At 76.9% G+C, this 15155-nt stretch carries 2 protein-coding genes; both read left to right on the forward strand.

All coding sequences use genetic code 11. From position 1 onward, the window contains the following. Positions 1-7281, forward strand: a 7281-nt coding sequence (locus G5C65_RS40135; protein ID WP_165299563.1) for an SDR family NAD(P)-dependent oxidoreductase, incomplete at its 5' end; no start/stop codon positions are given. Then, positions 7278-15155, forward strand: a 7878-nt coding sequence (locus G5C65_RS16275) for an SDR family NAD(P)-dependent oxidoreductase (protein WP_165299564.1), incomplete at its 3' end; no start/stop codon positions are given. The genes G5C65_RS40135 and G5C65_RS16275, both read left to right, overlap by 4 nt.

Here is a 15155-nt window from a genome sequence, read left to right on the forward strand (position 1 = left end):
GTCCCCCTCCCCGGCTACCCCTTCGCCGGGGAACGGCACTGGATCGGCGGCCACGGCTCCGGCACGGGGACGGCCACGGAGGCCCGGGACGACGACAACAGCGACGGAGGTGGTGGCGGCTGCGCGGAGGACGCGCCCGCCGGGATCGAGCACCTGCTCTTCTACCGGCCGGTGTGGCAGGCCGCGCCGCACCCCGGGGAGCCGCCCGCCGGGCCCCTGCTGCTCCTCGGCGGCCCGCCCGGACACGCCGAGGCGCTCCGCGCCACGACCGGCCGACGCGTCGTGCAGGCCCGTCCGGGCGACCGCTTCGCCCGGCACTCCCGCGACACGTTCACGCTCGACCCGTCCCGCCGCGACCACCACACAAGGCTGCGGGAAGCACTGGACGGGGACGCCGACGGGGACGGGGACGGCGCCGCTCCCGTGGCGGTCCTGTGCCTCACCGGGCTGGACCCGGCCGAACAGCAGTCCGAGGACGCGGGGTTGCGCACCATGTTCCCGCTCTGCCAGGCGTGGATGGTCGGCCGCACCGAGACGCTCCCGGTCGTGTACGCGTACCGGGCCCGGCAGGAGCACCCCGGACACGCGGCCGTCGGCGGCTTCGCCCGCAGCATCCGGCTGGAACAGCCGCGGCTCGCCGTCAAGACGGTCCGCTTCACCGCGCAGCGCCCGGACGACGGCGCCGAGCGCGCCGCCCTCCTCGCGGAGGCGGCCGATCCGGACACCGTGGAGGTCGCCTACGACAGGGACGAGCGCAGCGGCGCGGTCACCCGGCGGACGCTCGGCTTCGCCCGGACCGGCCCCGTACCCGACACCGGCCCGGCCCTCCCCCCGGCGCGGCCGGGCGGCGTCTACCTGATCACCGGGGGCGCGGGCGGGCTGGGCCTGCATCTGGCCCGGCATCTCGCGCGGCGCGCTCCGGTGTCCCTGGCGCTGCTGGGGCGGTCGCCGGAGGGGCCCGCGCAGCGCGCCGCCGTCGCCGGTCTCGAAACCCTGGGCTCGCGGGCCCGCTATCTCAGCGCCGATGTCACCGACCCCGAGCAGACCCGGCGGGCCGTCGCCGAGGTACGGCGCCGGTTCGGCCCGCTGAGCGGCGTGGTGCACAGCGCCGGAGTGCTGGCCGACGCGCTGTGCCTGAACAAGGCGCCCGAGGACGTCGCCCGGGTGCTCGGCCCGAAGATCGCCGGAACCCGCAGCCTCGACGCGGCGACCGCCGACGCCGAACTCGACTACTTCGCGCTCTTCTCGTCCGCGTCGGCGGTCATGGGAAGCGCGGGCTCGACGGACTACAGCGCCGCCAACCGGTATCTCGACTCCTTCGCCGCCCACCGCGAGGAACAGCGCGCCGCCGGGGAGCGGCACGGCCGGACCCTGGCGCTGGACTGGCCGGTGTGGCGGCACGGGGGGATGCGGATCGACCCCGCCGTGGAGGAGCTGGTGCTGGGCCGCGCGGGCATGGTGCCGCTGGAGACGGACGAGGGGCTGGCCGCCTTCGACGCCGCGCTGGCGCACGACGCCCCCCAGCTCGTCGTGCTGCGCGGCGACCGGGCGCTGCTGGAGCGCCGCCTCGCGGTCGTCTCCGAGGTGATCGCCGACACCACGGAAGCGGACACGGGCGCGGATTCGGACGCGGACACGGGCGCGGACACGGCGCCCCGCACCGACTACCACGCCTACCTCGTGGAGCGGGTGGCGGAGCTGCTGGATCTGCCGCCCGGCGCGGATACGACGGCGCTCGACGAGCACAACTTCATGGAGCTGGGGCTCACCTCGGCCGCGCTGCTCAGCCTGGTCGAGCGGCTCCAGGCCGACCTGGGGGTCTCGCTGCCGCCCACCGAGCTGTTCCGGTACCCCGGCACTCGCGCCCTGGCGGACCGGCTGGCGGCCGTGGAAGGGCCGCGGCCCGCAACGCACACCCAGGGGCGGCCCGCTGCACGCCCCGAAGAAGCCGAGGCCGTCGCCATCATCGGCATGGCCGGGCTCTTCCCGGGGGCCCGGAGCCCGGACCAGCTGTGGGAGCACCTGGCGGCCGGGACCGACCTGGTGACCCCGGTCCCGGAGGCCCGCTGGGACCACAGCCGCTACCACGATCCCTCCGGGCGCCCCGGAACCACCGACTGCGCCTTCGGCGGGTTCCTCGACGACATCACCGCGTTCGACGCGCCGTTCTTCGGAGTGCTGGCGGCCGAGGCGGAGGGCATGGACCCGCAGCTGCGGCTGCTGCTGCAGACCCTGTACGCGGCCGCCGAGGACGCCGCGCTCGCCGGGCGGCTGCGCGGCTCGGCCACCGGCGTGTACGTGGGCCAGTGCTTCCAGGACTACGACGACGAGATGGTGGCCCGGCGCCGCACGCTCGGCGCGCACGACCCGGTGGGCGTGGCGGTCTCGATGTCCGCCAACCGCCCCTCGTTCGCCTTCGATCTGCGGGGGCCGAGCCTCACCGTGGACACGGCCTGCTCGTCGTCGCTGTACGCGCTGCACCTCGCGGTGGAGGCGCTGCGGCGCGGCGAGTGCGAGATGGCGTTCGCCGCGGGCACCAACCTGATCCTCAGCCCGCGCCACTATCTGCGCCTCTCGGCCATCGGCGCGCTGTCCCCGACGGGCCGCTGCCGCGTCTTCGACCGCGGAGCTGACGGCTATGTGCCCGGAGAGGCGGTCGCGGCCCTGCTGCTCAAGCCGCTGGAGAGGGCGCTGGCGGACGGCGACCCGGTGCACGCCGTGATCCGGTCCACGGCCGTCTCGCACGGCGGGCACGCCAGCTCGCTCACAGCGCCCGACCCGCGGCGCCAGGCCGAGCTGCTGGAACGGGCGTGGCGGCGGGCCGGGATCGCGCCGGACACCCTGGGCCTGCTGGAGGCGCACGGCACCGGGACGGCGCTCGGCGACCCGATCGAGGTCGAGGGCGCCAGGACGGCGTTCGCCCGGTTCACCGACCGGGAGCGGTTCTGCGCTCTCGGCTCCGTGAAGGCCAACCTCGGGCACACGGAGGGCGCCGCGGGCGTCACCAGCGTCCTCAAGGGCGTACTGGCGATGCGGCACGGGCTCATCCCCGCCATGCCGAACCACGCGGAGCCGAACCCCTACTGCGAGCTGGGGGCCGGCCCGCTGTTCGTCAACCGGGAGCCGCTGCCGTGGCCGTCCGCGCCCGGACGGCCACGGCGGGCCGCGGTCTCCTCGTTCGGGTTCGGCGGCGCCTACGCGCACGTCGTACTGGAGGAGGCGCCCCAGCACGCGGAGCCCGTGCGGGCCGCCGCGCCGGGCCCGTGGGCGCTGCCGTTCTCGGCGCGCACCCCGGACCGGCTGCGGGCCGTGCTGGAGCAGCACCGGGCGCTGGCCGCCACGGGCGACTACCCCGCGCTGGACCGGGCCGCAGCCACCCTGCGGACGGGACGTCAGGCCCTGCGGGAGCGTGCCGCCGTGGTGGCCCGGACGCCGGAGGGGCTGCGCCGCGGGCTCGACGCGCTGCTGGCGGACGGCGCCGAGCGGGTGGCCGCCGAGGAGGGCGGCGCGCCCGACGCGCTGCGGGACCTCGCCGCGCGCTGGACGGCGGGCGAGGACGTGCGCTGGCCGGAGGAGGACGCGCAGGGGCACGCGGACGGACACGCGGACGGGTACGCGCCGGTGCGGGCGCACCTGCCGACCTACCCGTTCGCCGGTGAGCGCTACTGGCTGGACGGGCCCGCGGACGCCCGGCCCCCGGAGGAGCCCGCCGGGACGCCCGCGGCCCACCGGGACAACGCGGTGGCAGCGGCCGCGTACGAGGTCGCGGCGCGCCCCGGCGACTACGACGGGCGAGCCGTGGCCGACACCCTGGACCGCTTCGACGCGCTGGTCCGCCGGATGCTCGCGCGGACCGTACGGGACTGGCTCGGCCCGCAGACGGAGATCACCGCGGAGGCGCTGTGCGCGCGGCTCGCGGAACCGGCCACCTACGAGCGGTTCGCCCGCGCCATCGCCGCAGCGACGGCCCGCCCGGCCCCAGCGGCACAGGGCCCCGCGCCGGATGCCGCGCAGGACGACCCGGCGTCCGGCATCCGCCGCCTCGCCGCCGAGCGCCCCGAGATCGCCGCGTACGCGGAGGTGGTGACGGCGTGTCTGCCGCGCCTCCCGGACGTGCTCACCGGCCGCCTCGACGCGCTGGAGGTGTACTTCCCGCCCGACCGGCCCGAGCTGCTGGCCGGGATCTACCGGGACAACGCCATCGCGGACCACCACAACGCGCTCACCGCGCGGGCCGTCGCCGCCTGGGTGCGCCACCGCCGCGCCTCGGACCCCGGACGTCCCCTCCGCGTCCTGGAGGTCGGGGCCGGGACCGGCGGCACCACGCGCCGGGTGCTCGCGGCGCTGGAGGGCCACGGGCCCGCGCTGAGCTACACGTTCACCGACGTCTCCGCCGCCTTCCTCCCGGCGGCGGAGCGGGAGCTGACCCCGGCGGCGCCGCCCGGTGTCGACCTGGCCTTCCAGGTGTTCGACCTGGAGGCCGAGCCCGAGGACCAGGGACTCGACACCGGCGCGTACGACGTCGTCGTCGCCGCCAACGTCGTGCACGCCACCCGCTCCCTGCCCGCCAGCGTCGGCCGGCTGCGGCGGCTGCTCGCGGACGGCGGCGTCCTCGTGCTCAACGAGGTCACCAGCAACCGCGACCACCTCACCGGGCTGATCGGCATGATGCCCGGCTGGTGGGGCTACGACCGGCCGGAGGAGCGGCTGCCGCACTCGCCGCTGCTGGACGTCGCGGGCTGGCGGCGCGTCCTCGAAGCGGGCGGGTTCGACACGGTACGGCCGTTCGGCGCGGCGGACCTGCCGGAGGAGGAGTACGACCACGCGGTGCTCCTGGCACGGGGCGCGCCGGGCAGCGGCACGGCGCCCGGGAAGGCGCGGCGCCGCGCGCCCGCGCGCGCCGCGGTCCCGGCGGAGGCCGCGCCGGAGAGCGGTCCGCCGGTCCGCACGGCCGTCCTGTCCCGGGTCCGTACCGTCTTCGCGGACTTCTTCCGGCTGCCGCCCGAGCAGTTGGACCCCCGGGCCACGTTCGACCGCTACGGCCTCGACTCCCTCGGCGCCATCCAGCTGGCCCGCACCCTGGAGGCCGACTTCGGACGGCTGCCCAAGGTGCTGCTCTACGAGCAGCCCACGATGGAGGCCCTCACCGGCTATCTGCTGGAGCACGCCCCGGAGTCCTGCGCGAACCTGACGCCTGCGAGCCCCGCGCCCGATCCCGACCCCGACCCGGGCGCTGGCTCCGGCCCCGGCCCCGGCACCGGCACGGGCACCGATGCCGCGCGCGGCGACGACGACCCCGACCCCGTCGCCGACCCCGTCGCCGTCGTCGGTATGGCCGGGGTCTTCCCCGGGTCCCCGGATCTCGGCGCCTGGTGGCGGCACCTGGCCGACGGGGACGACCTGGTCACCGAGATCCCGCCGGACCGCTTCGACTGGCGTGCGGTCTACGGCGATCCGGACCGCGAGCTCGGCAAGGTCAACAGCCGCTGGGGCGCCTTCCTGGACGGAGTCGACCGGTTCGACGCCGAGTTCTTCGGAGTCTCGCCGCTGGAGGCCCAGCTGATGGACCCCCAGCAGCGGCTGATGCTGCAGACGGCCTGGCACGCGGTCGAGGACGCCGGGCACGCGCCGTCCTCGCTGCGCGGCACCCGCACCGGGGTGTTCGTCGGCGCCACCTCCCGCGACTACAACTGGCATCTGCTGCACACCGGGCGCGCCCGGGAGGGCTATGTCGTCAGCGGCAACGGGCACTGCGTCCTCGCCAACCGGATCTCCTTCCAGCTCGACCTGCGCGGACCGAGCGAGGCCGTCGACACGGCCTGCTCCAGCTCGCTGACCGCCCTGCACCGCGCCGTGCAGAGCGTCCGCCGCGGCGAGTGCGAGGCGGCCCTCGTCGGCGGGGTGCACACCTTCCTCAACGAGGAGCTGTTCGTCGCGCTCGGCCAGCTCGGCATGCTCTCGCCCGACGGCCGCTGCCGCGCCTTCGACCACCGCGCCAACGGGTTCGTACGCGGCGAGGGCGTCGCGGCCGTCTACCTCAAGCCGCTCTCCCGCGCCCGAGCCGACGGCGACACCGTGTACGCGGTGATCCGGGCCAGCGGCGTCGGCCACGGAGGGCGCGTCAGGTCCCTGACGGTGCCGAACCCGGCGGCCCAGGCCGAGCTGATCGCCTCGGTCTACCGGGAGGCCGGCGTCGATCCGCGCACCGTGAGCTATATCGAGGCCCACGGCACCGGCACCCAGGTGGGCGACCCCATCGAACTCCGCGGCCTGCGCAGCGCGTTCGCGGAGCTGACCGGCGCGCCGGAGGGCGAGCCCGGCACCGCCTGGTGCGGGATCGGCACCGTGAAGTCGAACATGGGCCATCTGGAAGCCGCCGCCGGGCTGGCCGGGGTGCTCAAGACGGTGCTGGCGCTGCGGCACGGCACCCTGCCCGCCACGCTGCATGTCGAGCGCCCCAACCCGCTGCTGGAGATCGAGGACAGCCCGTTCTACGTGGTCGACAGCGCCCGCCCCTGGACGGCGGGCCAGGACGCGGAGGGCCGGCCCCTCCCCCGGCGGGCCGGGGTCACCTCGATCGGCTTCGGCGGCACCAACGCGCACGTCGTCGTCGAGGAGCCGCCGCCCCCGCCGGGCCCGGACGCGCCCGAGCCCGGCGGCACCCAGGCGGTGGTGCTCTCCGCCCGGACCGGGGAGCGGCTGCGCGCCCAGGCGTCCGCGCTCCTCTCCCGGCTGACCGCCACGGAAGCCCCGGACGCCCCGGACGCCCGCGAGGCGCTCCCCTCGCTCCCGGCCCTCGCGTACACCCTGCAGACCGGGCGGGACGCGCTCCCGCACCGGCTCGCGGTGCTCGCCGAGGACCACGCGGCGCTGCGCGCCGGGCTGCGCTCCTACCTCGACGGGGACCCGGATCCCGAGTCGGTGCTGACCGGCGTCGCCGCGGAGTCGGATGATCCGGGCGGGCCGGATGACCCGGGCGATCCGGGCGGGCCCGGGGATCCCGCCGTATGGGCCCGGCGCTGGGTCGCGGGCACGGACGTGCCGTGGTCCCGACTCCGGCCGGACGGCCCGCCCCGGCGGGTGTCCCTGCCGGGCTATCCCTTCGAACCGGCCCGGCACTGGGCCGAACCTCCGGCAGCCCCCGGGGAGGCCGGTGAGGCCGGTGAGGCCCCGGACGGCTCCGCCGAGCTGCACGAGCTGCTCGAAGCGCTCCTCAGGGGCGAGAAGTCCGTTGACGAAGTCGACCGGTTGCTGGTCCTGGACAGCGAGGACGGTACATGAACCCGAACAGTCCCAGCTCCAAGCGCGACATCCTCGACCGGGTGCGGCGCGGTGATCTGGACGTCACCACCGCCGCGCGGCGGCTCGCGGCGCTGCGCGGCCAGAACGGCCAGAACGGCCACGGACCGGACGGCCACGGACCGGACGGCCACGGACCGGACGGCGACCGGCAGCCCGTCGTCAACTACGCGCCGACGTGGGTGGAGTCCGCCCTCCCCGAGCCGCCGGGGGACGAGGCCCGCGGCCCCGCCGTCGCGGTGGTCGCGGACGGCCCCGAGCCCGAGGTCGACCCGCGCTGGTGCCCGCCGGGCGCGACCCTGATCCGGCCGCGCGAGGACGCCGCCGAGCCCCGGCGCACCGGGGACGGCGGCTACGAGGTGGACCCCTGCGACGCCGAGTCCTGGCGGCGGCTGTGGGACACCCTGCGCGAGGCGGGCCGTACGCCCTCCCGCCTCGTCGTCGTCACCTCCGTACGGGCGCGGCCCACCGCGCGCCGCCTCGACCTGCTGCTGCCGCTCGTACAGGCGCTGATCCGGGACCGCTCCGGCGGGCCCGTCGGCCTGGCGCAGGTCGTCGTCGGCGGCGGCCCCGCGGAGGCCGCAGAGGCGGCCGCGGCCTTCGGCGGCTTCTGCCAGATCGCCGGGCTGGAGGACCGGCGGATCCGCGCGGTGGCGCTGCACGCCGACGCGCTGCCCGCGAGCTTCGCCGACCCGGTGCGGCTGGCCCTGGCCGAGCTGGGCCTCCCCTCGCCGGGCACCGCGCAGGTCCGGTACGGCGCGGCACGGCGGCTCCGCCGGGAGCTGCGCCCCAGCCCGCTGCCCGCCACCGGGGCCCCCGTGCTGCGGGAGCGCGGCGTGTACCTCGTGACCGGCGGCGCGGGCGGACTCGCGCTGCGCCTGGCCGAGTTGCTGGCCGAGCGGGTCTCGGCCCGCTTCGTGCTGCTGGGCCGCTCCGCGCTGACCGGCGAGGAGCGGCGGGCGCTGCGCCGGGTCGAGGAGCTGGGCGGCGAGGTGAGCTACCGGGTCGGCGACGTGACGCGGCGCGACGACGTGGAGGCGGCGGCGGAGCACGCCAGGACGGCCTTCGGCCCGCTCGCCGGGGTGCTGCACTCGGCGGGCGTCAACGAGGACGCCTACCTCGTCAACAAGGACGCCGCCGGCGTGGCCCGGGTACTCGCCCCCAAGGGCGTGGGCGCCCACCATCTCGACGCCGTCACCCGCGACGACACGCTGGACTTCTTCGTGCTGTTCTCCTCGGTGGCCGCCTATCTCGGCGGCGCCGGGCAGGGCGACTACGCCGCCGCCAACCGGGCGCTCGGCGCCTTCGCGGCGGCCCGCGCCGCCGAGGTGCGTGCCGGGCGCCGCTCGGGCACCACCGTGTCGGTGGCGTGGCCGCTGTGGATCGGCGGCGGCATGGACCTCGCCGAGGACGACAAGCGGGCCGGCGAGATCCTGCGCGGGATGGTCGCGATGCCCCCCGCGGTCGGGCTCGACGTCCTGGAGGGCACAGTGCTGGCCGGGGCTGCGGAGGCGCTGCCGGTCCACGGACGGACCGAGCGGATCGCGTCCTTCGTCCGCCGCCACCTCGCCGACCGCGCGCCCGCCGAGACGGTGACGGCGCACGACGCCGAGCCCGCGCTCGACGGACCCGGGCTGCACACCGCCGCCGAGGCGTACCTGCTCGACCTGCTGTGCGACATCACCCGGCTGCCGCGCGGCGGACTCCGGGCGGACCAGGAGTTCTCCACGATCGGCGTCGACTCGATCCTCATCCGGCGGCTCAGCAGCACCCTGGAGGACCGGCTCGGCCCGCTGCCCGTCACCCTGATGTTCGAGCACCGCACGGTGCGGGACGTGGCGCGCGCCCTGGTCGCGAGCCACCCGGACGGCATCCGGACCCTGGTCGCCCCGGAGCCCGCGGAACCCCCCGTACCCGACGACCGCACCGACGACACCGAACCCACCGGAACCGCCGCAGCCACCGCAACCACCGCAACCACCGCAACCACCGAAGCCGCCGGAACCACCGGAGGCGCCAGCGACACCGGAGGCGCCGACAGCGGCGGCGACATCGCGATCGTCGGCATCGCGGGCCGCTATCCCGGAGGCCGCGACCTCGACCAGTTCTGGCGGCTGCTCGTCGAGGGCCGCTCCGCCGTCACCGAGGTCCCGCGCACCCGCTGGGACAACGACCGCTGGTACGCGCCGCACGAGCGCGGGCCGGGCCGGATCAGCGCCAAGTGGGGCGGCTTTCTGGACGATGTCACCCGATTCGACCCGCTGTTCTTCGCCATCTCCCCCGGCGAGGCGGAGCGGATGGACCCCGCAGAGCGGCAGTTTCTGGAGGTGGCGTGGTCCGCGCTGGAGGACGCGGGCTACTCGCGGCGGCTCCTGCACCAGCGCACCCGGCGCGCGGACGGCCACGCCGGGGGCGTGTTCGTCGGTGCGAACGGGCTGTCGTACGAGCTGATCGGCGCCGAGGCGTGGGGCCAGGGGCGCCCGGTATCCGCCTACTCGATGGACTTCTCCCTCGCCAACCGGCTCTCCTATCTGCTGGACCTGCACGGCCCGAGCGTCACCGTGGACACCGCCTGCTCGTCCTCGCTGACCGCCCTGCATCTGGCGTGCGAGAGCCTGCGCAGGGACGAGTGCCGGATGGCCGTCGCGGGCGGCGTCTATCTGAGCCTCCACCCGCTGAAGTACGCCGCGCTCTCCGAGCTGCGGATGCTCTCGCCGGACGGCGTGACCCGCGCCTTCGGGGACGGCGCGGCCGGATTCGTGCCCGGCGAGGGCGTCGGCGCCGTGGTGCTCAAGCCGCTGCGGGCGGCGCTCGCCGAGGGCGACCACATCCACGCGGTGATCAAGGCAACCGCCGTCAACCACGGCGGGCGCAGCAACGGCTACACCGTCCCCTCCCCCCGCGCGCAGGCCACCGTGATCGGCACCGCGCTGCGGCGCGCGGGCGTCGCGCCCCGCACCCTCGGCTATGTCGAAGCGCACGGCACCGGCACAGCGCTCGGCGACCCGGTCGAAGTCGACGGCCTGTGCCGGGCCTTCGCGGAGCTCGCGCCGGAGGGGCCGGAGGGAGAAGAGGGAGAGGACCGCGGCGCGGGTGCGGCGCCGTGCGCCATCGGTTCGGTCAAGACCAACATCGGCCACGCCGAGTCGGCGGCCGGGATCGCCGGAGTCACCAAGGTCGTCCTGCAGTTCGCGCACCGGACGCTGGCCCCGACGCTGCACAGCGCTCCCCCGAACCCGAAGATCGACTTCCCCGGCACGCCCTTCGCGCCGCAGCGCGCCGCGGCGCCGTGGCCGCTCCGCGAGGAGGAGCGCGACGGCCACCGCACCGCCCTGCCGCGCCGGGCCGCCGTCAGCTCCTTCGGGGCCGGGGGAGCGAACGCGCACGTGGTGCTGGAGGAGTATCCGCGCGAGCACACCGCCGGAGACGGCGAGCGGGGCGCCGAGCGGCTGTTCGTCCTGTCCGCGCGGACCGCGGACCGGCTGCCCGAGATGGCCCGGCGGCTCGCCGCCCGCCTCGACGGCGCCCCGGCCGGCGCGCCTCCCGCGCTGGACGCCGTCGCGTACACCCTCATGGTGGGACGGGAGGCGCTGGCCGAGCGGCTGGCCGTCCTCGCCCGGTCGCGGGGCGAACTGGTGGACCGGCTGCGCCGGTTCGCCGACAGCGCCCCGGACGGCACAGGCGGCGCGGACGGCACAGGCGGCGCAGACGGCGCAAGCGGCACGGACGCCCCGGACATCCCGGGGGTGACCACCGGGCGGGTGGACCCGGCCGCCCCGCGGCCCACCGGAGCGGACGCGGTGGCCGAGCTGCTGGCGGACCGCCAGTGGCCGGGGCTGGCCCGCCTCTGGGCCCGCGGTGCGGACGTGCCCTGGGAGGCGGCGTTCCCCGACGGCGGGCCCGCGCTCGTCCCGCTGCCGACCTACCCGTTCGCGGGCCGCCGCTACTGGGCGGGCCCCGCGGCAGACGGTGCGGCGGCGACGGCCGCGGACGGCGGCGGGTCCGGCCGGATCGCCGACCCGCAGCGGGAGTTCGTCACGACGCTGTCCCGGGACGACCCGGCTGTGGCGGGGCACCTCGTCTCCGGCCGGGCCCTCCTCGCCGGGGTCCTGCACCTCGGCCTGGTGCGTACGGCCGCCCGCGAGCTGGGGCACGGCACGGTCGGCGCGCTGTCGGACGTCGCCTGGCGCACACCGCTGGACGTGGCCGAGGAGGGCACGGAGTGCAGGGTCCGGTTCGCCGCATCCGCCGACCCCTCCGAGGGCTTGGCGTTCCGCGTCGTCAGCGTCCAGGACGGTGCGGAGACGCTGCACTCCACCGGGACCGCCCACCTCGGACCGCCACCGGAGGCGGCCCCCCGGACCGGTCCTGACGGCGTACGGGACCGCTGCCCCACCCGCCTCGACGGGGCCCGGCTCTACGCGCGCGCCGAGGCCGTCGGCATCCGCTACGGCGCCGGCTACCGCGGACTGCGCACCCTGTGGTGCGGGGACGGCGAAGCCGTGGCCGACCTGACCCCCGAGGGCTCCGACCCGGCCGCCGACGAGCGGCGCTGGGGGCTCGCGCCGGGCCTGGTCGACTCGGCGCTGCAGGCCGCGCACGGCCTGGTGGCGTCCTCCCCGCTCGGCACCGAGCAGCTGATGCCCGCCGGGGTCGCCGGAGTCAAGTGGCACGGACCCACCAGGACCGCGCGCCGCGCCTACGCCGCGCTGCGCTCCGCCGACGCCCGCAACGGGGTGCTGCACTGCGACATCACCCTCACCGACGACTCCGGAAGGCCCGTCATGACGCTGCGCGACATGGCCTCGGCGCGCCCACTCGGCGGCACCCCCGCCGTGCCGTACTACCGCCCCGTCTGGCGGCTGCGCGCACGGCCCGGCCCGGCACCGGACACCCCGGACACCCCGGACGCCCCGGACGCCCCGGACGCCCCGGGGGGCGCGCTGATCCTCACCACCCCGCACGACTACGGGCTCGGGGAGGAGCTGGCGGCGCGGCACGGCGGCGCCCGCCTCCTCGACCTCACCCGCGACCACACCGCCGAGGCGCTGCGCCGCGCCCTCGAACCGGCGCCCGGCCGGATCTGGTTCCTGGGCGGCGTCGAGGACCGCGGCTACGGCGCGGACGACCTCGACCACCTCGACACCGCCCAGGAGGAGGGCTGCCTCGCTCTCCTGCGCCTCGCCCGGGAGCTCGCCGAGCGGCGCTCGCGCGGCACCCGGCTGACCGTGGTGACCAGCGATGTGCACCAGACCGACGACAAGCGCGCGGCCCGCAACCCGTTCGCGGCCACCCTCCCCGGACTCGCCAAGAGCGTCGCCCGCGAACTCGGCTTCCTGGGCGTCGTCTCCGTGGACCTGGCCGGGAGCGATCTGGAGCGGGCCCGCGCCGCAGGCGACTGGGACCGGCTGCTGGCCGGGCTCCTCGCCGAGCGGCCCGAGGAGCCTATGCCGGAGGTGGCGCTGCGCGGCGGCTGCCGTATGGTCCGGGTGCTCGAACCCGCCGTCCTGTCCGACCCGTCGCCCGAGGAGCTTCCGGTGCGGCCGGGCGGCCGGTATCTCATCGTGGGCGGCGCCGGCGGGCTCGGCCGCGCCGTCGGCGACCACCTCGCCCGGTCCTGCGGCGCGCGCCTCGTCCTGGTCGGCCGGCGCGCCGCGGCCGATCTGCCGGACGAGACCCGCGCCTGGCTCGACGAGCTGGGCGACCGCGCTGTCTACCGGTCCGCCGATATCGCGGACCCCGCCGCCATGGCGGACGTGGTCGCCACGGCGCGCGCCCGCTTCGGCGGCCTGGACGGCGCCGTCCACACCGCCTTCACCCTCGCCGACCGGTCGCTGAGCGCGATGGACGACGCCGCCTTCCGCGCCGCTCTCGACGCGAAGGTGCGCGGCACCGTGGTGCTCCACCGGGCGCTGGAGAGCGAACCGGTCGCGTTCGTCGCGCTGTTCTCGTCGGGGATCTCCCACACCTGCAATCCGGGGCAGTCCAACTACGCGGCGGCGTCCACCTTCCAGGACGCGTACGGCCGCTTCGCCGCGGCCCGGCTGTGCCGGCCCGTCACGGTGTTCAACTGGGGCTACTGGGGCGACAGCGGGTCGGTGGCCACCGAGGAGCACCGGCGGCGCGCCGCGCGGTGGGGCGTGGAGCCGCTGTCGGACGCCGAGGGGGTACGGGCCTTCCGGCAGGTGCTCGCCGCCCCCGCGCAGCAGCTCGCTCCGCTGAAGGTGGGCGGCGGACTCGGCGAGGCTACCGTGCTCGACACCTCGGTCACCCACCGCGCCGACCCGGGTGCGCGGCTCGCGGCCCTGGACGGCGTGGCCGCGGCCACCGGCGCGGCCCACCGCGCCGCGCCGCCGATCCTGGAGCCCGGCTACCTCGACGCCGTCGAGTCCCTGGCCCGGCGGCTGATCCTGGACGCCCTGCGCGACCTGGGCGTACTCCGGGGCGCGGAGCGCTGCGACGTGGCCGGGCTGCGCCGCCGCGCCGAGGTGACGGGCAGCCAGGAACGGCTGTTCGACGCGCTGCTGCACGCCCTGGCCCAGGACGGACACCTCGCCCGGGACGGCGACACGGTCACGGTCGCGCCGTCCGCCGGCGCCCCGCCGGACCCGGGCGGCAGCGCCGCCGAGCTCACCGGCGCGCTGCTGCGCCGGTTCCCCCATCTGGAGCCGACCACGGAGCTGATGGCGGACTGCGCCGCCGCGCTGCGCGACGTGCTGCCCGGCCGCCGCCGGGGCCTGGAGGTGCTCTTCCCGGACGGCTCGGACCGCCGGCTGGCGCCGCTCTACCACGACGACCCGCGCGCCGGGTACTTCAACTCCCTCGCCACCCGGGCCGTCACCGCCTGCGCCGAGGCCCGGCTGGCCGACCCCGGGGCGCCGGACCTGGCCGTCCTGGAGGTCGGCGCCGGGACCGGCGGCACCAGCCGCCCCGTCCTCGACGCGCTGGACCCGCACGGCGACCGGCTGCGCTACGACTACACCGACATCTCGCCCGCCCTCGTCTCGGACGCCGAACAGCGGCTGGGCCCGCGCCACCCCTTCGCTGCCTTCCGGGTGCTGGACATCTCCCGGGACCCGGCCGCGCAGGGGTTCCCCGAGGGCGGCTACGACCTGGTGCTCGCGACCAACGTGCTGCACGCGACCCCGGACATGAGGGTCACCCTGGGCCATGTACGGCGGCTGCTGCGGCCGGGCGGGCTGCTGGTGCTGAACGAGTCCACCCGGGTGCTGGACTGCGTCTCGCTGATCTTCGGCCTGACGGACGGCTGGTGGCTGGCCGCCGACACGGAGCTGCGCATGCCGCACTCGCCGCTGCTCGACCTGGGCCAGTGGCAGGCCGTACTGAACGACACGGGGCTGCACGGCATGCGGGAGTTCGGGGTCCGGGGATGGTCCGACGCGCAGTCCGGCCAGCACCTGATCATCGCGGAGCGCGACGCCTGGCACAGCGTCAGGACCCAGGAGCCGGCGTTTCGGGGCACAGAGGCACCGCAAGAGGCAGCCCCCGCACAACCGGAACCGGCGCACACCGCGGTACACGGCACCGCCGTCACCCTGCTCCGCGACGCCTTCGCCGCCGTCCTCAAGGTGGACCACGGCGAGCTGGACCCCGCCGTACCGCTCTCCGCGTACGGCACCGACTCCCTCGTCACCATGGAGGTCGCCGCGCGGCTGGAGAAGCGGCTCGGCCCGGTCCCCCGCGAACTCCTGCTGAGCGGCGACACCCTGGACGGCGTGGCCCGCGCCCTGATAGCCGAGGCCACACCGGGAATCCGCGCCGCCCTCGACGGCGGCGGGGGGCGCCCCGCGCAGACGCGGAGCCCGGACACGGACGCGGCACGCCCCCTCCCGGAC

It is taken from the genome of Streptomyces boncukensis (assembly GCF_011045075.1).
In the GTDB taxonomy this organism is placed as follows: domain Bacteria; phylum Actinomycetota; class Actinomycetes; order Streptomycetales; family Streptomycetaceae; genus Streptomyces; species Streptomyces boncukensis.